This window comes from Pseudomonas sp. LAP_36, from assembly GCF_019456785.1.
GTDB classification, from domain to species: domain Bacteria; phylum Pseudomonadota; class Gammaproteobacteria; order Pseudomonadales; family Pseudomonadaceae; genus Aquipseudomonas; species Aquipseudomonas tritici.
The window spans coordinates 397,261-419,834 of sequence record NZ_JAHZMS010000005.1 but is presented as its reverse complement, the minus strand read 5'-3'; the positions used below and the strand labels follow the sequence as shown (position 1 = coordinate 419,834).

The 22,574-nt window shown below is 60.4% G+C and carries 22 protein-coding genes; 13 read left to right on the top strand and 9 right to left on the bottom strand.

Annotation, left to right across the window (positions count from 1 at the left end; genetic code table 11):
* Positions 1 to 59 precede the first annotated feature (59 nt).
* Complete coding sequence (locus tag JBO08_RS19100) at positions 60 to 1,007, bottom strand: LysR family transcriptional regulator (RefSeq protein ID WP_065874658.1); 948 nt, start codon at positions 1,005 to 1,007, stop codon at positions 60 to 62.
* A 132-nt stretch (positions 1,008 to 1,139) separates the two neighbouring features.
* Between JBO08_RS19100 and JBO08_RS19095 the strand changes: the two genes are divergently transcribed.
* Together JBO08_RS19095 and mmsB are read left to right on the top strand one after the other, a co-directional pair.
* Positions 1,140 to 2,657: a CoA-acylating methylmalonate-semialdehyde dehydrogenase gene (locus tag JBO08_RS19095; protein WP_220074424.1), complete on the top strand. Its 1,518-nt coding sequence runs from the start codon at positions 1,140 to 1,142 to the stop codon at positions 2,655 to 2,657.
* A 14-nt stretch (positions 2,658 to 2,671) separates the two neighbouring features.
* Entirely contained in the window at positions 2,672 to 3,559 is an 888-nt protein-coding gene (mmsB, locus tag JBO08_RS19090; RefSeq protein WP_220074423.1) for a 3-hydroxyisobutyrate dehydrogenase, read from the top strand.
* Positions 3,560 to 3,607: 48 nt separating this feature from the next.
* Here the strand turns inward: mmsB and JBO08_RS19085 are convergent, their stop codons facing one another.
* The gene (locus tag JBO08_RS19085; RefSeq protein ID WP_049711538.1) at positions 3,608 to 3,952 is read right to left on the bottom strand and encodes a cupin domain-containing protein; all 345 of its coding nucleotides are present in this window, start codon (positions 3,950 to 3,952) and stop codon (positions 3,608 to 3,610) included.
* Positions 3,953 to 4,237: 285 nt separating this feature from the next.
* Here JBO08_RS19085 and kynB point away from each other — a divergent pair, with 285 nt between their 5' ends.
* Both kynB and kynA read left to right on the top strand, forming a co-directional pair.
* Positions 4,238 to 4,888 carry an arylformamidase gene (gene kynB, locus JBO08_RS19080; protein ID WP_065874661.1) on the top strand — a complete coding sequence of 217 codons (651 nt, stop codon included), beginning with the start codon at positions 4,238 to 4,240 and terminating at the stop codon, positions 4,886 to 4,888.
* Complete coding sequence (kynA, locus tag JBO08_RS19075; protein WP_220074422.1) at positions 4,885 to 5,742, top strand: tryptophan 2,3-dioxygenase; 858 nt, start codon at positions 4,885 to 4,887, stop codon at positions 5,740 to 5,742. Before kynB ends, kynA begins: the two co-directional genes overlap by 4 nt.
* A gap of 145 nt (positions 5,743 to 5,887) precedes the next feature.
* Here the strand turns inward: kynA and JBO08_RS19070 are convergent, their stop codons facing one another.
* From JBO08_RS19070 to antA, 4 genes are all read right to left on the bottom strand, one after another.
* Positions 5,888 to 7,291 (bottom strand): amino acid permease, encoded by a 1,404-nt coding sequence (locus tag JBO08_RS19070; RefSeq protein ID WP_065890048.1) that lies wholly within the window; start codon positions 7,289 to 7,291, stop codon positions 5,888 to 5,890.
* Between the two features lie 72 nt (positions 7,292 to 7,363).
* Positions 7,364 to 8,371, bottom strand: coding sequence for an anthranilate 1,2-dioxygenase electron transfer component AntC (gene antC / locus JBO08_RS19065; RefSeq protein ID WP_065874664.1), 1,008 nt, complete (start codon positions 8,369 to 8,371; stop codon positions 7,364 to 7,366).
* Between the two features lie 122 nt (positions 8,372 to 8,493).
* Complete coding sequence (gene antB / locus JBO08_RS19060) at positions 8,494 to 8,985, bottom strand: anthranilate 1,2-dioxygenase small subunit (RefSeq protein ID WP_065910236.1); 492 nt, start codon at positions 8,983 to 8,985, stop codon at positions 8,494 to 8,496.
* The gene (gene antA / locus JBO08_RS19055; RefSeq protein ID WP_065910238.1) at positions 8,985 to 10,376 is read right to left on the bottom strand and encodes an anthranilate 1,2-dioxygenase large subunit; all 1,392 of its coding nucleotides are present in this window, start codon (positions 10,374 to 10,376) and stop codon (positions 8,985 to 8,987) included. Before antA ends, antB begins: the two co-directional genes overlap by 1 nt.
* A 312-nt stretch (positions 10,377 to 10,688) precedes the next feature.
* Between antA and JBO08_RS19050 the strand changes: the two genes are divergently transcribed.
* Positions 10,689 to 11,669 (top strand): helix-turn-helix domain-containing protein, encoded by a 981-nt coding sequence (locus JBO08_RS19050; protein WP_065874667.1) that lies wholly within the window; start codon positions 10,689 to 10,691, stop codon positions 11,667 to 11,669.
* 133 nt (positions 11,670 to 11,802) lie between these two features.
* Here the strand turns inward: JBO08_RS19050 and JBO08_RS19045 are convergent, their stop codons facing one another.
* Entirely contained in the window at positions 11,803 to 12,678 is an 876-nt protein-coding gene (locus JBO08_RS19045; RefSeq protein ID WP_065880717.1) for a LysR family transcriptional regulator, read from the bottom strand.
* Between the two features lie 114 nt (positions 12,679 to 12,792).
* On the opposite strand from JBO08_RS19045, the gene JBO08_RS19040 reads away from it, so the two are divergent.
* The 3 genes from JBO08_RS19040 to catA are packed head-to-tail and all read left to right on the top strand — an operon-like array spanning position 12,793 to position 15,194.
* A complete protein-coding gene (locus JBO08_RS19040; protein ID WP_065880718.1) occupies positions 12,793 to 13,920 on the top strand; it encodes a muconate cycloisomerase family protein in 1,128 nt (375 codons plus the stop codon).
* 12 nt (positions 13,921 to 13,932) lie between these two features.
* The gene (catC, locus tag JBO08_RS19035; protein ID WP_065874670.1) at positions 13,933 to 14,223 is read left to right on the top strand and encodes a muconolactone Delta-isomerase; all 291 of its coding nucleotides are present in this window, start codon (positions 13,933 to 13,935) and stop codon (positions 14,221 to 14,223) included.
* A 41-nt stretch (positions 14,224 to 14,264) separates the two neighbouring features.
* Complete coding sequence (gene catA / locus JBO08_RS19030; RefSeq protein ID WP_220074421.1) at positions 14,265 to 15,194, top strand: catechol 1,2-dioxygenase; 930 nt, start codon at positions 14,265 to 14,267, stop codon at positions 15,192 to 15,194.
* Positions 15,195 to 15,296: 102 nt separating this feature from the next.
* Here catA and JBO08_RS19025 read toward each other — a convergent pair whose 3' ends face one another.
* Positions 15,297 to 15,770: an Lrp/AsnC family transcriptional regulator gene (locus JBO08_RS19025; protein WP_016974903.1), complete on the bottom strand. Its 474-nt coding sequence runs from the start codon at positions 15,768 to 15,770 to the stop codon at positions 15,297 to 15,299.
* Between the two features lie 144 nt (positions 15,771 to 15,914).
* On the opposite strand from JBO08_RS19025, the gene kynU reads away from it, so the two are divergent.
* Together kynU and JBO08_RS19015 are read left to right on the top strand one after the other, a co-directional pair.
* The gene (gene kynU, locus JBO08_RS19020) at positions 15,915 to 17,165 is read left to right on the top strand and encodes a kynureninase (RefSeq protein WP_220074420.1); all 1,251 of its coding nucleotides are present in this window, start codon (positions 15,915 to 15,917) and stop codon (positions 17,163 to 17,165) included.
* A 63-nt stretch (positions 17,166 to 17,228) separates the two neighbouring features.
* Positions 17,229 to 18,635 (top strand): amino acid permease, encoded by a 1,407-nt coding sequence (locus tag JBO08_RS19015; protein ID WP_220074419.1) that lies wholly within the window; start codon positions 17,229 to 17,231, stop codon positions 18,633 to 18,635.
* Here the strand turns inward: JBO08_RS19015 and JBO08_RS19010 are convergent.
* Positions 18,581 to 19,477, bottom strand: coding sequence for a LysR substrate-binding domain-containing protein (locus JBO08_RS19010; protein ID WP_220074418.1), 897 nt, complete (start codon positions 19,475 to 19,477; stop codon positions 18,581 to 18,583). The genes JBO08_RS19015 and JBO08_RS19010 overlap by 55 nt on opposite strands.
* A gap of 187 nt (positions 19,478 to 19,664) precedes the next feature.
* Between JBO08_RS19010 and JBO08_RS19005 the strand changes: the two genes are divergently transcribed.
* The 3 genes from JBO08_RS19005 (at position 19,665) to JBO08_RS18995 (ending at position 22,517) form a co-directional block, all read left to right on the top strand.
* Entirely contained in the window at positions 19,665 to 20,429 is a 765-nt protein-coding gene (locus tag JBO08_RS19005) for a sulfite exporter TauE/SafE family protein (RefSeq protein WP_065874675.1), read from the top strand.
* Positions 20,430 to 20,489: 60 nt separating this feature from the next.
* On the top strand, positions 20,490 to 21,386 hold the full coding sequence (locus JBO08_RS19000; protein ID WP_065910242.1) for a LysR family transcriptional regulator: 897 nt from the start codon (positions 20,490 to 20,492) through the stop codon (positions 21,384 to 21,386).
* A 237-nt stretch (positions 21,387 to 21,623) separates the two neighbouring features.
* Complete coding sequence (locus tag JBO08_RS18995; RefSeq protein ID WP_065890041.1) at positions 21,624 to 22,517, top strand: NAD-dependent epimerase/dehydratase family protein; 894 nt, start codon at positions 21,624 to 21,626, stop codon at positions 22,515 to 22,517.
* Positions 22,518 to 22,574: the final 57 nt, after the last annotated feature.

Genomic DNA, 22,574 nt, shown 5'->3' with positions numbered 1-22,574 from the left:
GGGTAGAGAGCCTCTAGGAAACGTCCTGCTATTTAAAGCGAATCATCGTTGATGGCCCTTTAATCCGCGAACCTGATCTCCCGCGTCTCCCCCATCAACAACCCCTGATTCTGCTCCGTCACTTCCCTGATGTAATCCCACAACAACGTGATCCGCTTCAACTTCCTCAAATCCTCCCGGCAATACATCCAGAACTGCCGTGTGATCGCAATCTGCGCCCCCAGCACCGGCAGCAACCGCGGATCCTGCGCCGCCAAAAAGCACGGCAATATCGCCATCGACCGCCCCTGTTGCGCCGCCACGTACTGCGCGATCACGCTGGTACTGCGCAGGCTGGCGCTGGCGCCGGGCACCACGTTCGCCAGGTACAGCAGCTCCGAGCTGAACGCCAGGTCATCCACATAACTGATGAACGGATGCTCAGCCAAATCCGCCGGGCGTTGTATCGGCGGGTGTTGGTCCAGGTATTCTTGGGTCGCGTACAGCTGCAGTTTGTAATCACACAATTTGCAGCACACGTAGGGCCCGTGTTCCGGGCGCTCCAGGGCGATAACGATGTCGGCTTCGCGCTTGGACAGGCTGATGAAGTGGGGCAGGGGCAGGATGTCCACTGAGATCGCCGGGTAGGTGTCGACGAAGTGGCTCAATTGCGGGGTGACGAAAAAGCTGCCGAAGCCTTCGGTGCAGCCCATGCGCACATGGCCGGACAGTGCCACGCCGGAGCCGGACACCTGTTCGCAAGCCATGTGCAGGGTGCTTTCGATGGACTCCGCGTAGCCCAGCAAACGCTGGCCTTCGGGGGTGAGGACGAAGCCGTTGGTCCGGGATTTTTCGAAGAGCAGGGTGCCGAGGGACGCTTCCAGTGAACTGATGCGCCGCGACACGGTGGTGTAGTCCACCGCCAGGCGCTTGGCGGCCACGCTGGCCTTGCGGGTGCGGGCCACTTCGAGGAAAAACTTCAGGTCATCCCAGTTCAGGGAGCCCAGCGACGTGATGTTTTTTTGCATATTGGTCCGGCTTTTATGTGCGTTCTTATTAGAGATTTGCACATCTATACTCCAAAAACAGTCCGAACGCCTCATTCTTCAAGGCGATTCAACGCCTTGGTTCTCTGCATAACTATAAGATTTGGAGACCACATGAACGCATCTGCCGATATTTCCGTGCAACAGGTCAAGTTGCTGATCAACGGCGAGTGGGTCGAGTCCAAGACCACCGAGTGGCAAGACATCGTCAACCCGGCCACCCAGCAGGTGCTGGCCAAAGTCCCGTTCGCCACGGCCGATGAAGTGAACGCCGCCATCGACGCCGCCCATCGCGCCTTCCAGACCTGGAAGCTGACGCCGATCGGCGCGCGCATGCGCATCATGCTCAAGCTGCAAGCCTTGATCCGCGAACATTCCAAGCGCATCGCCGTGGTGCTCAGCAACGAGCAGGGCAAGACCATTGCCGATGCCGAGGGCGATATTTTCCGTGGCCTGGAAGTGGTGGAGCACGCGTGTTCCATCGGCACCCTGCAAATGGGCGAATTCGCTGAAAACGTCGCCGGTGGCGTCGATACCTACACGCTGCGCCAACCCATCGGCGTGTGCGCCGGTATCACCCCGTTCAACTTCCCGGCGATGATTCCGCTGTGGATGTTCCCGATGGCGATTGCCTGCGGTAACACGTTCGTCCTTAAACCGTCCGAGCAGGACCCGCTGTCCACCATGCTGCTGGTGGAGCTGGCGCTGGAAGCTGGTGTGCCGGCCGGCGTACTCAACGTGGTGCACGGCGGCAAGGATGTGGTGGATGCGCTGTGCACCCACAAAGACATCAAGGCCGTGTCCTTTGTTGGCTCGACTGCCGTGGGTACTCACGTCTACGACCTGGCCGGCAAACACGGCAAGCGCGTGCAATCGATGATGGGCGCCAAGAACCACGCGGTGGTGCTGCCGGATGCCAACCGCGAACACACCCTCAATGCCCTGGTCGGTGCCGGTTTCGGCGCGGCGGGCCAACGTTGCATGGCCACCTCGGTGGTGGTGCTGGTGGGCGCGTCGAAGCAGTGGCTGCCGGATCTCAAGGCGCTGGCGCAAAAGCTCAAGGTCAACGCGGGCAGCGAAGCGGGCACGGATGTGGGCCCGGTGATCTCCAAGCGCGCCAAGGCACGTATCCTGGAATTGATCGAAAGCGGCGTGAAAGAAGGCGCCAAGCTGGAGCTGGACGGCCGCGACATCAAGGTGCCGGGCTACGAGCAAGGCAACTTTGTCGGCCCGACCCTGTTCTCGGGCGTGACCCCCTCCATGCAAATCTACATTCAGGAAATTTTCGGGCCGGTGCTTGTGGTGCTGGAAGTCGACACCCTGGATGAGGCCATCGCACTGGTCAACGCCAACCCGTTCGGGAACGGCACCGGCCTGTTCACCCAGAGCGGGGCGGCGGCGCGTAAGTTCCAGAGCGAAATCGATGTAGGCCAGGTCGGCATCAACATCCCGATTCCGGTGCCGGTGCCGTTCTTCAGTTTCACCGGTTCCCGCGGTTCCAAGCTCGGCGACCTCGGCCCGTACGGCAAGCAAGTGGTGCAGTTCTACACCCAGACCAAAACCGTCACCAGCCGCTGGTTCGATGACGACACAGTCAACGATGGCGTCAACACCACCATCAACCTGCGCTGATTCGGGAGACGACCATGAAGATTGCATTTATCGGCTTGGGCAACATGGGCGCGCCCATGGCCCGCAACCTGATCAAGGCCGGCCACGCGCTGAACCTGTTCGACTTGAACCAGACGGTGCTCAAGGAACTGGCCGAGTTGGGCGGCACTATCAGCGACTCACCGCGTGATGCGTCCAACGGCGCGGAGCTGGTGATCACCATGCTGCCGGCTGCAGCCCACGTGCGCAGCGTCTGGCTGAATGAAGACGGCGTACTCGCTGGCATCGGCAAGGGCGTACCCGCAGTGGATTGCAGCACCATCGACCCGCAAACCATCCGCGATGTGGCGGCTGCAGCGGCCAAGCAAGGCGTGGCCGTGGCTGACGCGCCAGTCTCTGGCGGCACGGGTGGCGCCCAGGCGGGTACGCTGACCTTCATGGTCGGCGCCAACCCGGAACTGTTCGCCACCCTGCAACCGGTGCTGGCGCAGATGGGCCGCAATATCGTGCATTGCGGCGACGTGGGCACCGGGCAAATCGCCAAAATCTGCAACAACCTGTTGCTGGGCATCAGCATGGTCGGCGTCAGCGAAGCCATGGCCCTGGGCGATGCGTTGGGTATCGACACGCAAGTGCTGGCGGGCATTATCAACAGCTCCACCGGGCGTTGCTGGAGTTCCGACACCTACAACCCATGGCCGGGCGTGGTTGAAACCGCGCCGTCGTCCCGTGGCTACACCGGCGGGTTTGGTGCCGACTTGATGCTCAAGGATTTGGGCCTGGCCACTGAAGCGGCGCGCCAGGCCAAGCAGCCGGTGATCCTCGGCGCCGTGGCCCAGCAGTTGTATCAATCAATGAGCCAGCGTGGGGAAGGGGGCAAGGACTTCTCGGCGATTATCAACAGCTATCGCAAGCCCAAATAGGGCGTTTTCCGGGGGCCTGCCTGTGGCGGGCTCCCGGTTTTTTGCGGCTCAAGCAAACACAAAATACTTACGCACCGTCTCGACCACTTCCCACGTCCCCTTCATCCCTGGTTCCACCACAAAGATATCCCCAGCCCGCAAGTGAATCGGCTCCAGGCCTTCTGGCGTGATGATGCAGTAGCCTTCCTGGAAGTGGCAGTATTCCCACTTCACGTAGTCCACGTACCACTTGCCCGGTGTGCAGATCCAGGTGCCCATGATCTTGCTGCCGTCTTCGCTGGTGTAGGCGTTGAGGTTGACGGTGTGTGGGTCGCCTTCGAGCTTTTCCCATTTGCACGCGTCCAGGACCGGCAGGGGGTGGGTGTCGCGCAGTACGGTGATGGGCGTGGACATGATGACTCCAGGGCAGTGAATGGAAAGATCCACCCTAAGGCCTTGGGCGTTGCGCCAGTGGTCTGGACTCGACATTGGGATGCCCAGAAGCGCAGCTACCTGATGATCGTTGAATCACCGGCTTCCACAGGGGGGATGCTGTAAGGCTGAGCGATAGCTTTATGCGCCAATCCACCCATTCCTCGCAGTAAGTGCGAAAGATTTCCCGCTTCGCGCCAGAATTCGCAAGAAAATTCGCAGCAGGCCCTCGTATCATTCACCCCAGTACCCGTCGAGAGCCTTCAAATGAACCCAATAAAAACGTGGTGGGACATCAGCCCACCCTTGAGTACGGCGACCCCGACCTGGCCGGGCGATACGCCGTTCCAGGAAGAGCGCGTGTGGCAGTTCGGCCCGGAGTGCCCGGTGAATGTCGGGCGCATTACCTTGTCGCCGCACACCGGCGCCCATGTGGATGCACCGCTGCATTACAGCGCCGACGGTGCACCGATCGGTGAAGTGTCGCTGGACGTGTACATGGGGCCGTGCCGGGTGCTGCATTGCCTGGACAGCGGCGCACTGGTGCAGCCGCATCAGTTGGAAGGCCGTGTGGATAAGTTGCCCGAGCGTGTGTTGCTGCGCACTTATCCACAAGCGCCACTGACCCAATGGGATTCGAATTTCACCGCCATCGCCCCGCAAACCATCGAGCTGCTGGCCAGCCTGGGTGTGCGTTTGATCGGTATCGACACCCCGTCCCTGGACCCGCAGCAGTCCAAGACCATGGATTCCCACAACGCCGTGTTCCGCCATGGCATGGCGATTCTGGAAGGCATCGTGCTCGATGACGTGCCGGAGGGCGACTATGAACTGATCGCGCTGCCGCTGCGTTTTGCCAACCTCGACGCCAGCCCGGTTCGCGCCATTCTCCGCCCGCTCAAGGAGCCCACGCGATGAGCCAATGTCCTTTCTCGCCTGATTACCAACCCCCGGAAGAATGGCATAGCGCCGAACTGAATTTTTCCGAGTCCATGAGCTACGGCGATTACCTGGACCTGGGCAAAGTCCTCAGCGCCCAGCACCCGCTGTCGCCGGACCATAACGAAATGCTCTTCATCATCCAGCACCAGACTTCTGAGTTGTGGATGAAACTGATGCTCCACGAGCTCAAGGCCGCCCGCGAACACGTGCGCCTGGGCGAGTTGCCGCCGGCGTTCAAGATGCTGGCGCGGGTCTCGCGGATCTTTGATCAATTGGTGCACGCCTGGGCGGTGCTGGCGACGATGACGCCGTCGGAGTACAAGGCCATTCGGCCGTTCCTCGGGCAGTCGTCTGGGTTCCAGTCGTTCCAGTACCGTGAGATCGAATTTATCCTCGGCAATAAAAGCGCGGCGCTGTTGCGGCCCCACGCCCATCGGCCGGAGCTGTTGAATGAGTTGAAAGTGGCGATTGCTACGCCATCGCTGTATGACGAGGCGATCAACCTGATGGTAAAGGCGGGTTTGGCGATTGACCCGAAACGTGCCGAGCGCGACCCGACGGCGGCGACGGTTCACGATGAATCCGTGGAGACGGCGTGGCGCGAGGTGTATCGCGATCCAAGCCGGTACTGGGATTTGTATCAGTTGGCCGAGAAATTCATCGACCTGGAGGATTCGTTCCGTCAGTGGCGCTTCCGCCATGTGACCACGGTGGAGCGGATTATCGGCTTCCAGCCGGGTACTGGCGGCACCGAAGGCGTGGGCTATTTGCGCAAGATGCTCGACACGGTGTTGTTCCCCGAGTTGTGGCGAGTACGCTCAACGCTTTAAACAAAAAGCCCCGGATTACCGGGGCTTTTCATTTGGAATGCAATCAAACCTGTGGGAGCTGGCTCGCCTGCGATAGCGGTATATCAGCTCGCACATTCAGCGACTGATACACCGCTATCGCGGGCAAGCCCGGCTCCCACAGGGATCACTGTGCGTTGACTACCGCGTTACTCCTGCGAACCCGCAACCGATAGGCCACATAGATAATCCCCACCCACACCGGCATCGCATACACCGACTTGTTAATCCCTGGAATCGCCAGCATCACGCTGATGATCATCACCATGAACGCCAGGCACAGGTAGTTGCTGAACGGGAACCAGAAGGTCTTGAACGACGGTGTCACGCCTTGCTCGCCCATGGCCTTACGGAACTTGATATGGGTGATGCTGATCAACGCCCAGTTGATCATCAGCGAGGCAACCACCAGCGCAAACAGCAACTCCAGCGCACTCTGCGGCGCGACGTAGTTGACCACCACGCACAGCATCGTCACCAGTGCCGAAATCGCCAGCGCCCGCAGCGGCACGCCTTGCTTGTTGAGTTTCATCAACGCTTTCGGGGCATCGCCTTGCTCGGCCAGGCCGAACAGCATGCGGCTGTTGCAGTATACGCCGCTGTTGTACACCGACAGCGCCGCGGTCAGCACCACGAAGTTGAGGATGTGCGCAGCGGTGTCGTTGCCGATCAGCGAGAAGATCTGCACAAACGGGCTGCCGCTGTAGGCATCGCCCGACGCGCCGAGGGTTTGCAACAATTGGTCCCATGGGTACAGCGACAGCAGCACGGTGAGCGCACCGACGTAGAAGATCAGGATCCGGTAGACGACCTGGTTGATCGCTTTCGGGATCACTTTGCGCGGCTCGCTGGCCTCGGCGGCGGTGATACCCACCAGCTCCAGGCCACCAAACGAGAACATGATGAAGGCCATGGACATCAACAGCCCCATGCCGCCATTCGGGAAGAACCCGCCGTGGCTCCACAGGTTGCTGACCGAGGCTTGCGGGCCGCCGGTGCCGCTGAACAGCAGGTAGCAGCCAAGCACGATCATGCCGACAATCGCCACCACCTTGATGATTGCGAACCAGAACTCGGTCTCACCAAAGAACTTCACGTTCAGGGTGTTGATCAGGTTCACCGCGACGAAGAACACCAAGGCGCTGACCCAGGTCGGGATCTCTGGCCACCAGAACTGGATGTACTTGCCCACGGCCGTCAGTTCGGCCATGCCCACCAGCACGTAGAGTACCCAGTAGTTCCAGCCCGCCAGGAAGCCTGCGTAGCCGCCCCAGTATTTGTGGGCGAAGTGGCTGAAGGACCCCGCCACGGGCTCTTCGACGATCATCTCGCCGAGCTGGCGCATGATCAGAAACGCGATAAAACCGGCAATCGCGTAACCGAGGATCATCGACGGCCCCGCCGACTTGAGCACCCCGGCCGAGCCGAGGAACAACCCCGTGCCGATCGCCCCTCCCAAGGCGATCAGCTGAATGTGTCGGTTCTTCAGGCCACGCTTGAGGCCTACCGGGTTAACCATGTCATCCGCCATTAACATTCCCTTCTACTTGTTTTTCTCAGGGTCGATTGCACGCAGCACCAACCCCTCAGAAGTGCTGAGGGGTCAGATATTACTCTGCGTAAACTTTTCGTAATACAGCTGAACGCCATCAAGTGCCTGATCCGCCAGCCATTGTTGGATGGATTCGACCATTGGAGGAGGGCCGCACAGGTACATATCCGCCGATCTGTCCCGCCATTCGGCCAAGTCGAAATGCTCGGTCAGGTAGCCGCGCTTGCCGGGCCAATCCTCTGAGGGGGCGCTGAGGACTTCGGTGTAGCGGAAGTCCGCGATGCTTGAGGCGTAGGCCTGGATGCGCGCCGCTTCGCACAAGTCCTCGGCACCGCGCACGCCATAGTAGAGGTGCACGGGTTGGTCGCAGCCATTGGCGGCCAGTTCGTCGAGCATGCCCAGCAAAGCCGATAACCCGGTTCCGCCTGCCACCAGCACCAGCGGTTGGGTGACGTGGCGCAGGTAGAAGGCACCGAGTGGCGCCTCCATCAACAGCTCATCGCCGACCTGGCAGCGCTCGCGGATGTAGTTGCTCATCACCCCATCGGGCAGCAGGCGGATCAGGAATTGCAGTTGATTGCCCGGAAGGTTGGCGAAGGAATACGACCGCCAACTGTCCGTGCCTGGCACCGACAGGCGTGCGTATTGGCCCGGCAGAAAATCCAGCGCTTGATCCAACTGCACCTGCAGGATCGCCGTACTCGCCGACACCTGCTGCACCGCGCTCACCGTGCCTCGCACCTGCACCGGACCGGGCGCATTGCACAGGCTTGAATCAAAGTCGAAATAGAACGTTGCGTCGGACTTCACCCGCGTCTGGCAACTGAGCATCTTGCGCTGTTGCAGATCGAGGCTCGACAGCGCTTCTTCGTCCACATAATCCTGGCTGTAATCGCCTGACTCGCAACGACCCTGGCAGGTGCCGCATACGCCTTCGCGACAGTCCAGAGGGATTTTGATGCCGTTGCGCAGCGCCGCGTCCAGCAGGATTTCATGGGCGCCCACTGGGAAAAACAAGGTCTTGCCATCGGCAAAACTGAAGGCCACTTTGTGATTCATCTGATTGTGCTCCAAACACCCCGTAGCAGCTGTCGAGCCTTGGCGAGGCTGCGTTCGCGGCGTACCTGGCACACCGCAAACGCAGCCTCGCCAAGGCTCGACAGCTGCTACGTGGGAGGTGTTCACAAGTGATAGAAGTCCAGCACCGAGTTGATGCTGTCGTTGAGCAGCAACGCGTGCTTGCGCGTAATCAACCAACTGTCGCCATGGGGCTTGAGGCTGTAAGTGGCCTGCCCGTAAAACTGCTCCGAAGTGGCCATCCGATAAAACAACGTGTGCCAGTTCAATCGCACTTCCAGCGCCCCACCCGCCTGCTCGGCAATCCGCACGTTATTGATCAGGTGCAGTGTGCGCGGCATGGGTGTCGCCGACGCCGCCTTACCCGTGCGCAACCGAAACACGCGGTCTTCCAGGCCCGAACGGTTGGCGTAATAGATCAACGACATCTCGCGCTTGGGGTCACGGGTGTAGACGTGTTCCGAGTCCCATTGCGGCAGGTGGAATTCACTCTGCGGATCGAACAGTTGCACATAGGCATCCCAGTCCTGGGCGTCGCACAGCTCGGATTTGCGGTAGAAAAACTGCTCTATCTGGTATTGCAGGTACGCGTTCATCATTCCACCTCCCGCAGTTTCAGCGCTTGTCGGTCCAGGCCATCGAGCAGGAATTGCTGCCAGTTGCGATGCTGGTTCACGTAGAGGCCTTCGTGGGTGAACTCGGTGCCGGTCATGGCCGGTTGGATGCCGATGGCTTCGCTGTTGGGCGTGGGCCCGGTTGCCCAGCGATGGCTGCCGCGCGAGATATCGCTCCAGCGCTCCAGCCGGCCCTGGAAACCACGCTGGGCTTCGCGAAACTCCACCAGGTCGTCCGGCGTGCCCATGCCCGAAACGTTGAAAAAATCTTCAAACTGGCGAATACGGTTTTCGCGGTCGGCGTCCGACTCGTTTTTCACCCCCAGGCACTGGCTGATGATTTCGGTCTTGTTCCACGCCATCGGCCGGATAATGCGCAGTTGCGAGCTGATCTGGTCGAGGAAGAACAGGCTCGGGTAGATGTTCAGGTTGCGCAGGCGGTGCATCATCCACTCGGCCTTTTGCTGGCCGTGCTCTTCGACCAGGCGCGGCATGATGGTGGCGTAGCCGGAACGCACGCTGGGGTTGGGCATGTCGCTGAACAACAGGCTGTGGCCGTTGTTGAAGGCAAACCAACCGTCATCGGTGTTCGCGTCGCCGGCGCCGAGTTTGCTGTAGTCCAGAGTGGTGCCGGACGCGCTGCCGTTCTCGGTATTCACCTGTTGGCGGTGCTGCACCGTGGCCACGTAGTTGTAGTGCACGGTGCTGACGTGATAACCGTCCAGGCCGTTTTCGTTCTGCAATTTCCAGTTGCCATCGTAGGTGTAGGCGGACTTGCCCGGCAGCACTTCCAGCTCGCCGGTGGCGGACTGGGCGACCATCATGTCGAAAAACACTTTCGCATCGCCGAGGAAGTCTTCCAGGCTGTCCGTGCCCTTCACGTCCAGGCTGATAAACACGAACCCTTTGTAGCTTTCGATGCGGGCTTTTTTCAGGCCGCGTGTGGCTTTGTCGAAACCTTCCGGGTATTCCCCCGGCGCCTTGACCTTCACCAGCCGGCCATCGCTCTTGTAGCACCAGGCGTGGAATGGGCACGTGAAGGTCGACTGATTACCTTTGCCGACTCGCGTCAATGTGGTGCCGCGATGCTGACAGGCGTTGATCAGCGCGTTGAGCTGGCCGTCGCCATCGCGGGTGATGATCATTGGCTGGCGCCCGGCACGCATCGTCACGAAGTCGTGGTTGTTCGCCAGTTCGCTTTCGTGGCAGGCGTAGATCCAGTTCTTTTCGAAGATCAGTTCCATCTCCAGGTCGAACAGTTCCGGTTCGGTGAACATGTCGCGGGCGATGCGGAACACTTCATCTGCGGGGCGAAAATCCAGGCAGCTTTCGATAAAGCTTTTCCATTGCTCGACGCTTCTTGCACCACTCATGGGAGGCACCTTTTTGATTGGGGCTAAACGGTGGTTCATTAGAGGCAGCGGGGCAGGGCGCGGGCTATCCGCTTAATGGGGGAACCTGCGCCGGATAATTGGGCAGCAAATACCCAACCCGGTGCAGGCCGGTGACGGAATGCGCTACTGTCTTGCTGGACAATGGTCGGAAAAGTCGGTGTCTTATCCACTTAATCGACCATTGCTATCCACTCGCTGGCCATTGCGCTGGCGTGGCGCATTATTTGCTGTCGAACAACAACGACGCGCCGCCAGAGCGCGCAACAGCCTAACCGCCGTGGGTGCACCCTGATGAGCAGCCAAACGATTCAACGCTTCGACCTGGAAGGCGCCCGCAGCTGGATGTCCGGCATCTGCGGGCCCCATCGCCTGGCCACCGCCACGCCCGAACGCCTGCGTTTTCATCACAGCGCCAACGTGTTCAAGTCGCGCGCCACTACCTTGGGCGTGATCGAATACGGCACCGACGTGACCATCGACATCGAAGACGCCGAGCATTTCAGCAGCTATAGCCTGAGCCTGCCGCTGGTGGGCGAGCAGGAATTGAGCAAGAACGGCGAGCGCCTGAGTTCCAACCGTGACCAAGGGGTGATCATCTCGCCTAACGAGCACCAGGTGCTGGCGATTTCCGGTGACTGTCGCAAGTTGCAGGTGGTGATCACGCGCGCAGCGATGAGCGAGTCCCTGGAAGGGTTGCTGCATCGGCCGATTGAGGCGCCGTTGCGCTTTGAGTCGGTGATGGACGCGGTGGACGGCGCTTCAGCGTCGTGGTGGCGCATGGCGCGTTACTTCATTGCGGAGCTGGAACACGGCAGCGAGTTGTATGAGCAGGCTGCGTTCACCCGCGACCTGGAAAGTTCGTTGATTAAGGGCCTGATCCTGGCCCAGCCGAACAATTACTCCGAAGAACTGCGCGACGTATTGGGCGTGAAACTGCCGCACTACCTGATCCGTGCGCGCCAGTACATCCACGACAACGCTCGCGAAGTCGTGCACCTTGAAGACCTCGAAGCAGCTGCGGGGGTGTCGCGGTTCAAGCTGTTCGATGCGTTTCGTAAGTACTTCGCGCTGTCGCCGATGGCTTATTTGAAGAAATACCGGCTTTCTGCCGTGCGCCAAGAAATCCTCGAGCATGGCCCCACCCGTACGATCTCCGAGATCGCCTTGGGCTGGGGCTTTACCCACCTGGGGCGATTTTCGGCCGAATACCGAAAGCTGTTCGACGAATCCCCCAGCCAGACCCAGCAGCGCAAGCGCATGCGCAGTATCTGAAGACAATGAAGATCAAACTGTGGGAGCTGGCTTGCCTGCGATAGCGGTGGGCCAGCCGATAGATGTGCCAACTGACCAAGCGCTATCGCAGGCAAGCCAGCTCCCACATTGGATCCTCAGTGTTTGGGAGGGCTCAGATCAATTCTTCCACCAGTTGCAGGCAATGATTCAGTCCCGGCGACTGATCATTCACCCGTCGGCTGAGGATGATCGGCGACGTCGCCGTGGCTTCCACAATCGGCGTATAGCCGATATCCGCCCGGTGCAGCACCTGCACCGAAGCCGGCACCAACGTCACCCCCATCCCGGCGCCGACCAGCCCGATAGCGGTCTGCAATTCGTTGGTCCACTGCGCCACCTTGAGGCTCAAGCCATGGGCGTCGAACAGCGCAATCACGTGGTCGGCATAGCTGGGGCGCGGGTTGCCGGGGTAAAGCACAAACGGCTCGGCGGCCAGCTGAGTGAGGGTGGCGGGCGCGCCCAGCAAGGGGTGACCGGCGGGCAACACGGCGACCAGCCGATCCTCCACCAGCACACGCTGGACGATGGCCGGATCGTCGATACGAATCCGTCCGAACCCCACATCAATCCGCCCGGCCTTGAGCGCCTCGACCTGCTGCAAGGTGGTCATCTCCGACAGCCCCAATTCCAGCTCCAGCGCCTCATGACTGCGCAATCGCCGAATCAATTCAGGCAGCACGCCGTACAAGGTCGAGGGTGCAAAACCGATACCCAGCCAGGTCTTTTCACCCTGGCCGATGCGACGCGTGTTGTCGCAGACTTTGTTCAGTTGCTCCAGCAGCACATTGGCGTGCTCATAGAAGAACCGCCCGGCCTCGGTCAGCCGCAGCGGCCGGCCACGCTCCAGCAAAATCACGCCCAACTCATCCTCCAATTGCTGGATCTGCCGACTCAGCGGCGGCTGGGCGATGTGCAGGCGTTCGGCGGCGCGGGTGAAGTTCAAGGTTTCTCCCAGCACCTGGAAATAGCGCAAGTGACGCAGTTCCATGACGGCTCCTTTCATACCTTTAGGGTATTGGTCGAGACTAATTCTATATTGGAAGCCTCGAAAGATGCGGAACAGAATCGGCGCAACTCTAAAAAGAACCCAACGGGTATAGCCATGCCGATTTGCGCCATTGAGTCGATCGACACCGTCATCGTCGACCTCCCCACCATTCGCCCGCACAAGTTGGCGATGCACACGATGCAAAACCAGACGCTGGTGATCATCCGCCTGCGCTGCGCCGACGGTATCGAAGGCATCGGCGAAGCCACTACCATTGGCGGCCTGAGCTACGGCAATGAAAGCCCCGACAGCATCAAGGTCAACATCGACCGCCACTTCGCACCGCTGTTGATTGGCCAAGACGCGAGCAATATCAACGCGGCCATGTTGCGCCTGGAACGCAGCATTCGCGGCAACACCTTTGCCAAGTCCGGTATCGAAAGCGCCTTGCTCGACGCGCTGGGCAAACGCCTGAACCTGCCGGTCAGCGAGTTGCTCGGCGGCCGTGTGCGTGACGCGTTGCCGGTGGCCTGGACCCTGGCCAGCGGCAACACCGAAAAGGACATTGCCGAGGCAGAAAAGATGCTCGACCTGCGCCGCCACCGCATCTTCAAATTGAAGATTGGTGCGGGCGAAGTCAGCCATGACCTGGCCCATGTGATCGCGATCAAAAAGGCCCTGGGCGACCGTGCCAGTGTGCGTGTCGACGTCAACCAGGCGTGGGATGAAGCCGTGGCACTACGGGCGTGCAAGGTGCTCGGCGACAACGGGGTCGACCTGATCGAACAACCGATCTCACGCAATAACCGTGGCGGCATGGCCCGGCTCAACCTGTCGAGCCCGGCGCCGATCATGGCCGATGAGTCCATTGAGTGTGTCGAGGATGCCTTCAACCTGGCCCGCGAAGGCGCGGCGTCGGTGTTCGCCCTTAAAATCGCCAAGAACGGCGGCCCCCGCGCAGTGTTGCGCACGGCTGCGATTGCCGAGGCGGCGGGTATTGGCCTGTACGGCGGCACCATGCTCGAGGGCGGTATCGGCACGCTGGCTTCTGCGCATGCCTTTCTCACGCTGAACAAACTGGCGTGGGACACCGAACTGTTCGGTCCGTTGCTGCTGACCGAAGACATCCTCACCGAGCCGCTGGTTTATCGCGATTTTCGGCTGCATGTCTCCAACGCACCGGGCCTGGGCCTGGCCATCGATGAGGAGCGCCTGGCGTTCTTCCGTCGTGACAAACACTAAGAGGCGTCTTCCATGTTGTTCCACGTAAAAATGACCGTGAACCTGCCCGTCGACATGAACCCCGAACGTGCAGCCAGCCTCAAGGCCGATGAGAAAGCCTTGGCGCAACGCCTGCAACAAGACGGCAAATGGCGCCACCTGTGGCGCATTGCCGGGCACTACGCCAACTACAGCGTGTTTGACGTCGACAGTGTGCAGGAACTGCACGACCTGCTGATGCAGCTGCCGCTTTACCCCTACATGGCTATCGAAGTGAATGCCTTGTGCCGTCACCCTTCGTCGATCCATGAGGATGACCGCTAGGCCGATGTTCAAACCAATAACTACAAGATGAGGAATGCACCATGTCCACCCGACTATCCCAGACTGCCCATGCCCAACAGTTTCTCGAAGAAGCCAGCGGCAACCTTAACGACGGCGGCAATCCACGCACTAAAGCGCTGATCTACCGGCTCCTGCGTGACACCGTGAACATCATCGAAGACCTGGAGGTGACCCCGGAAGAGTTCTGGAAAGCGGTCAACTACCTCAACGAGCTGGGCAAAAACCAGGAAGCCGGTTTACTCGCCGCCGGGTTGGGCCTGGAGCATTACCTGGACCTGTTGATGGACGCCGCCGATGAAGAGGCCGGCAAGTCCGGCGGCACCCCGCGCACCATCGAAGGCCCGTTGTACGTGGCCGGGGCACCGTTGTCGAAGTACGAGGCACGGCTGGATGATGGCAAGGATGATGCGGTGCCGCTGTTCATGCGCGGGCAGGTGCGTGACATCGATGGCAAGCCGTTGGCGGGGGCGATTGTGGATGTGTGGCAGGCCAACACCGGGGGTACGTATTCGTGGTTCGACCCGACGCAATCCGAATTCAACCTGCGCCGTCGCATCGAGACCGATGCCCAGGGCAACTACCGTTTTCGCAGCATCGTGCCGTCGGGGTACGGTTGCCCGCCGAGCGGGCCGACCCAGCAACTGCTCGATCAACTCGGGCGTCACGGACAGCGGCCGGCGCATATCCACTTCTTTATCTCGGCGCCGGGGCATCGGCACCTGACCACGCAGATCAACCTGTCGGATGACCCGTACCTGCATGATGATTTTGCCTACGCCACGCGGGATGAATTGATTGCGCAGATTCGCTTCAGTGACGACCCGCAACTGGCGCAGGAGTTTGGCGTGGAGGGGCGGTTTGCGCAGATTGATTTTGACTTTGAATTGCAGGTGGCTGAGGCGCCGTTAGAGCAAAAGCGCATGCAACGCGTACGCGCCCTCGAAGACTAAACGCGGTTAAAAATGTGGGCGCTGGCTTGCCTGCGATAGCGGTGGCGAATGCACCATCGCTATCGCAGGCAAGCCAGCTTCCACAGGGTTTTGTGGTTGGCGCTATTTGCGGATGACCAGATCCAGCACCTCATCCCGATCCTTGATCTTCTGCAACACAATCTCCGAACGGATATCCATCACCCCCGCCGTGCGGTTCAAGTGGTTCACGATAAAGTCGGAAAAGTGCTTCAGATTCCTCGCCTGCACGCGCAGCACATAGTTGCTGGCGCCCGTGATCACATAGGCACTGGCGACTTCCGGCCAGCCCTGCACCTTCTTGATAAACGTCTCATGCCAATCCTCCACGTCCTGGCGTAACGACAGGTGGACGATGGCTTCCAGCTCGATTCCCAATTGCTCGGCATTCAGCACTGCGCGGTAGCCGCTGATGATTCCCTCACTCTCCAACAGGCGCAAACGGCGCAGGCAGGCGGAAGGCGACAAGGCAACTTTTTCCGCCAGCTCCTGGTTGCTGATACGGCCGTCCTGTTGCAGGAAATGCAGGAGGCGCAGGTCGGTGGCGTCGAGAATCATGGTTAGAATAAATCCGCGTGTTTGGAGGTTAAATTCGAATTTCCTACAGCTTAATTAGCCTGTTACCTACCACTTTGCACGAAAATTCTCTAAAACTTCGTTCATTATTTGGTCCATTCTCACTTATAAAAACCAGGACAACCCATGACCAGCCGAAGCCATTGCCAAGCCCTCGATGCGCAGGACCCGTTGGCGCCGTTGCGCCGTCAGTTCGCCTTGCCTGAGGGCGTGATCTACCTCGACGGCAACTCCCTCGGCGCGCGTCCGGTGGCGGCGCTGGCGCGGGCGCAGGCGGTGATTGCCGAAGAATGGGGCAATGGCCTGATTCGCAGCTGGAACAGCGCCGGTTGGGCGGAGTTGTCCCAGCGCCTGGGCAACCGCCTGGCGCCGCTGATTGGTGCGCATGACGGCGAAGTGGTGATCACCGATACCACCTCGATCAACCTGTTCAAGGTGCTCAGCGCGGCGTTGACTGTGCAACGTCAACGCCATCCTCATCGCAAAGTGATCGTCAGCGAAGCGAGCAACTTTCCTACCGATTTGTACATCGCCGAGGGCCTGGCCGAGCTGCTGCAGCAAGGTTATTCCCTGCGCCTGGTAAACAGCCCGGACGAATTGCCCCAGGCCATCGACGAGGACGTGGCGGTGGTGATGCTCACCCACGTCAACTACAAGACCGGCTACATGTACGACATGCAGTCGCTGACCGCCCTGAGCCATGAATGTGGCGCGTTGAGTATCTGGGACCTGGCGCATTCGGCAGGTGCCGTGCCCATCGACCTGCATCAGGCCGGTGCCGACTATGCGATTGGCTGCACCTACAAATACCTTAACGGTGGCCCGGGCTCCCAGGCGTTTGTATGGGTCAACCCGGCGTTGGTGGATGAGGTGCGCCAGCCGTTGTCCGGCTGGTTCGGGCACAACCGCCAGTTCGCCATGGAGACGACTTACGCACCGAGCGCAGGCATCGCGCGTTACTTGTGCGGCACCCAGCCGATTACCTCGCTGGCCATGGTGGAATGCGGCCTGGAAATTTTTGCCCAAACCGACATGGCGAGTCTGCGCAGCAAATCCCTGGCCCTGACTGACCTGTTTATCGCCCTGGTCGAGGCCCGCTGCGGCGCCCACGGTCTGGCACTGATCACCCCGCGTGAGCACGCCAGGCGCGGCAGCCATGTGAGCTTTGAACACCCCGAAGGCTACGCAGTGATCCAGGCCTTGATCGCCCGTGGAGTGATCGGCGATTACCGTGAGCCGCGCATCATGCGCTTTGGTTTTACCCCGCTGTACACCCGCTTTACCGAGGTATTCGATGCGGTGGAAATCCTCGGCGATATCCTCGACAACCACACCTGGGACCAGCCGCAATACAAAGTCCGAAACAGCGTCACTTAAGCACAACCCAAATCCAATGTGGGAGCTGGCAACAACCCTCACAATAATAAAGGGGCACACCACGTGACCACGCCAGACAACGGCTTTGCAGAGATCACCCACCGCGAACTGGGCCTGCGGCGCCAGCTCACTTCCGGCCAGATGAGCATGATCGCCATCGGTGGCGCCATCGGCACCGGGCTGTTCATGGGCAGCGCCTACGCCATCGGTTATGCCGGGCCCAGCGTGCTGGTGAGCTACGCCATCGGCGCGCTGATCACCTTGCTGTTGATGGGCTGTCTGGCGGAAATGACCGTGGCGCATTCCACCTCGGGCTCCTTTGGCGCCTACGCCGAGTTCTATATCAGCCCGCTGGCGGGCTTTCTGGTGCGGTATGCCTACTGGGCAGCGATTGTGCTGGCGGTGGGGGCCGAGGTCACGGCGGTGGCGATGTACATGAAGTACTGGTTCGCCAACGTACCGGAATGGGTGTGGATCGTGTCGTTTTCCAGCGTGCTGATTGTGCTCAACGCGATCAGCGTGAAGACCTTCGGCAACTTCGAATACTGGTTCTCGACAATCAAGATCAGCGCCATCGTCGGCTTTATTATTCTCGCGGTGTACGTGGTGTTCGGCTCCGGCAACCCGGACTACGGCGTGCAGCACTACACGGCCCATGACGGCTTTTTCCCCCATGGCTTGAGCGGCATGTGGATCGCGGTGATCGTGTCGATCTTCAGCTACTTGAGCGTGGAGATGATCGCGGTGGCCGCCGGTGAAGCGGCGGACCCGGAACAAGCAGTGAAGAAAGCCTTCCGCGCCACCATCGTGCGCCTGGTGGTGTTTTATCTGCTGACCCTGGCGCTGATGCTGGCCATCGTGCCGTGGAACCAGGCCGGGCAAACCCAAAGCCCATTCGTCACAGTGATGCAGACCATCGGCATTCCCGGCGCCACCGGGGTGATGAATTTTGTAATTCTGATTGCGGCGCTGTCGGCCATGAACAGCCAGCTCTACATCACCACGCGCATGATGTTCAGCTTGTCCCGCGCCGGCTTTGCGCCCACGTCCATGGGCGCCTTGAGTAAGAGCGGCATTCCGTTGAACGCGTTGTTGCTGTCCAGCTCGGGCATCGCCCTGGCGACGCTGCTCAATGTGGTGTACCCGGAAAGTTCGTTCACCTTGATGATGGCGATTTCGATGTTTGGCGCGATCTTCACCTGGTTCATGATCTTCCTCACGCACCTGTTTTTCCGGCGCTATCGCAAGCGTCACGGCGGGCCGAAGTTATCCTTCCAGCTGCGGCTGTTCCCGTACAGCACCCTGCTGGGACTGGTGCTGATGGGCGCGGTGATGATCACCACCTATTTCACCGAGGCGTTCAAGATGACGCTGGTGTTTGGTGTGCCGTTTCTATTGATTCTGTCGGCGGTGTATTACGTGTTTTTCCGCAAAGGCAGGGCCAAGGCCTTGAACAAGGCTTTGGCGTAGCCCGGCAGGTGTTCGAACGAGCGCGCACATAGCAGCAGCTTTCGGCAGGCCCAATCCTCTTGCAACGGTTGGGCCTTGAAGCGACGTTCTTGCTGCCCACGCTCCAGTGCGGCCTGGGGCACGATACCCAGGCCGGCGCCACGGGCGACCATGCGAATGACGCCATCAAAACCCTCGGCCCGGATGCGGGTCTGCAAGCGAAAGCCTGCGTGCAGCGCCTGTTCTTCCAGGTACACCGACAGCGCGCTGTTGGCGGCGAGGCCTACGAAGTCGTGTTGCAGGCTGGCGATGAAGCTCACGTGTTGCGTCGTCAGCGGATGATCCAGCGGCATGATCAGCACCAGCGGATCGTCACGAAACGCCAGGGTCTGCAGGCCGTGGGTGTCTACGGCGTCGGAAATGATCCCAAGGTCCGCCGTGCCCTGACGCAAGGCCTGGGTGATGCGCAGGCTCGGAAGCTCTTGCAGGTCAATATCGAGGTTGGGGTGCTCGCGCAAAAAGTCCGCCAGCAGCTCGGGCAGGTATTCGCTGAGGGCGGTGGTGTTGCACAGCAGGCGCAGCTGGCCTTTGATGCCGTTGGCGTATTCCGCCAGGTCCTGTTGCAGGTGCTCGGCCTGTTGCAAGAGCAGGCGGGCGTGGCGGGCCAATGCTTTGCCGGCAGGTGTTGGCGTTACGCCTCGGCGGCCACGTTCAAGGAATTCGATGCCCAGTGAGGCCTCCATTGCGCGAATGCGAGCGCTGGCGGCGGCCAATGATAGATGGCTGCGGGCGGCGCCGGCGGTAATGTTGCCGGTGTCGAGGATGTGCAGGTAGAGGCGCAGGTCGATCAGGTCAAAGTGCATGGCGGGGTTTCCCTGTGATTGGACTGGCCTCATCGCAGGCAAGCCAGCTCCCACATTTGATTTGTGAGCACATTCAACGGTGGGAGCTGGCTTGCCTGCGATGACGGCATCAGCCTCACACAAAACAAGAGGCTGCCTCAGTATATGGCGAATTTCACCCCTCATCGAAAAGCCGCACAATCCCTCCATGAATACCTTCCTCGCCTTCTACCAAAATATCGGCCCGGCGCTGACCCTGCTGGTGATCGGCACCTTCCTGCTGGCCGGCACCGTCAAAGGCGTGATCGGCCTCGGACTTCCCACTGTCGCCATGGGCCTGCTCGGCCTGGCTATGTTGCCGGCGCAGGCTGCGGCATTACTGATCATTCCATCGACGGTCACCAACCTCTGGCAATTGGCGGTCGGCGGCCACTTGAGCGGGTTGACCAAACGTTTATGGCCGATGCTTCTGCTGATATTTCTCGGCACTGGGTTTGGTACTTTGTGGTTGGGCATGGACGGTGGTGGCTGGGTGGTCCATGCATTGGGCGGGGCGTTGCTACTTTACGCACTCAGCGGATTGTTCCTGCCCACGTTCAAGGTCAAGCCCCAGACCGAACGCTGGCTCGGCCCTCTGTGCGGAGTGATCACAGGCGTCATTACCTCGGCGACTGGCGTATTCGTGATTCCTGCGGTGCCGTATCTGCAAGCCCTGGGCTTGAACCGCGACCCGTTGGTGCAGGCGCTGGGGCTGTCGTTCACCGTATCGACCCTGGCACTGGCCACCGGTTTAGCCTGGCGCGGCACCCTGGGCGGTGGCGAAATCAACGCGTCGCTGCTGGCGCTGGTGCCGGCGCTGCTGGGCATGTGGCTCGGCCAGGCGCTGCGCCAGCGCATCAGTGCGGTGCTGTTCAAACGCGTATTTTTCATCGGCATGGCGCTATTGGGCGCTCACCTGCTGATCAGTGGTTGAGGGCGCGGCAGTTCAATCTCTCGGTGTAAGCTGCTGCGAACCGATGAGAGAGGACAGCGTGTGAAAGCCCGATCCGATGAGCTACAGATCTTCGTCAGCGTGATTGAGTGCGGTTCGATTTCCGCCGCCGCCGAACAGGTCGGGCAGACGCCCTCGGCGGTCAGCCGCACCTTGTCGCGCCTGGAAGCCAAGCTCGACACCACGCTGATCAACCGCACCACGCGGCGCATGGACCTGACCGAGGAGGGCAAGTACTTCTTCGAGCAGGCCAAGGTGATCCTGGCGCAGATGGATGAGCTGGAGGAACGCCTGTCGTCGCGCCAGAAAAAGCCCGCCGGGCGTCTGCGCATCAATGCCGCCGTGCCGTTCATGCTGCATGGCATCGTGCCGTACATCGCCGAGTTTCGCAGCCTCTACCCGCAGATCCAGCTGGAGCTGAACAGCGATGATCTGATTATCGATTTGCTTGAGCAAAGCACCGACATCGCCATTCGCATCGGCGCCCTGGCCGATTCCACCCTGCATGCACGGGCCCTTGGCAGTACGCCGCTGCATATCCTCGCCAGCCCCGACTACCTCAAGCAATACGGCGTGCCGAGCACGGTCGCTGAGTTGGCGGACCACACCTTGCTGGGGTTCACCCAGACTGAAACCCTCAACCACTGGCCGCTGCGCCATTCAGACGGTGACCGCTGGCTGATCCAACCCAGCGTGGCCGCCTCCAGCGGCGAGACCGTGCGCCAGTTGGCGCTGGAGGGCCAGGGTATTTGCTGCCTGTCGAACTTCATGACCGTCGCCGACATCGACGCCGGGCGCCTGGTGCCGGTGCTGGAAGCGTTCAACAGTGGCTATCGCCAACCGATCCACGCGGTGTTCTACCGCAACTCGCAACTGGCGTTGCGTATCCAGTGTTTCCTCGACTTTATTCAGGCCAAGCTGGCGCGGTATGCCTGCTAAGTAGTGCACAAAGGCAACCGTAGCAGCTGTCGAGCGCCAGCGAGGCTGCGTCAGGCGCGACTCGATTATGTGCCTGGCTCATAACGGCGGTGCTGCAAACGCAGCCTCGCTGGCGCTTGGCAGCTGCTACGGGATTCTTGACCTCCACGCAAGAATGAATTGGGTGAATGGGGCTTATTCGACAGGTCGGGTGCCGTAACAATGCGGCCATTACTTACCCAGTCAGAAGCACTCTCCATGAACGTATTCGTAACCGGCGCAGCAGGTTTTATCGGTGGTTCCATCGCCACTGGCCTGGTCAAGGCCGGCCACACCGTTACCGGCCTGGTACGCAGCGCCGAACAAGCCGCCGAGCTGACCGCCCTGGGCATCACCCCGGTAATCGGCACCCTGGATGACAGCGCGGTGTTGACCGAGCAGGCGCAAAAGGCCGATGCGGTGATCAATGCCGCGAGCAGCGACCATCGTGTGGCCGTTGAAACCCTGCTGGCGGCATTGAAGGGCTCGAACAAGCCGTTCCTGCACACCAGCGGTTCGAGCATCGTCGGTGATGCGTCGGGCGGCAAAGAAAGTGATGTCATTTACTTCGAAGACAACCTTCCTGAACCGACTGTCGATAAAGCTGCCCGTGTCGCCATCGATAACCTGATCCTGGCCGCCGCTCAGGACGGTGTGAATTCGGCAGTGATCTGCAACACGTTGATCTACGGCCACAGCCTGGGCGTGAAGCGCGACAGCGTGCAATTGCCGCGTCTGCTCAAGCAAGCCCGCAAGAGCGGGGTGGTGCGTCATGTGGGCAGCGGGCAGAACATTTGGTCCAATGTGCATATTGAAGACGTGGTTGCGCTGTACGTGCTGGCGCTGGCCAAGAATGTGCCAGGCACTTTTTACTTCGTGGAAAGCGGCGAGGCGTCGTTTATCGACATGACCACGGCCATTGCCGAAGCCTTGAAACTGGGTAAACCGCAGGATTGGCCACTGGCCGACGCCGAGGCCGAGTGGGGCTATGAAATGGCGAATTATGGTTTGGGCTCCAACAGCCGCGTGCGAGGCAAGCATGCCCGTGAACTGTTGGGCTGGGCGCCGAAGCGGACTTGCGTTGTGGAGTGGATTCGCCACGAGATGGTGTGATGGTCACTTGAGACCGAGGTGCTGCCTTCGCAGGCAAGCCAGCTCCACATTTTGATT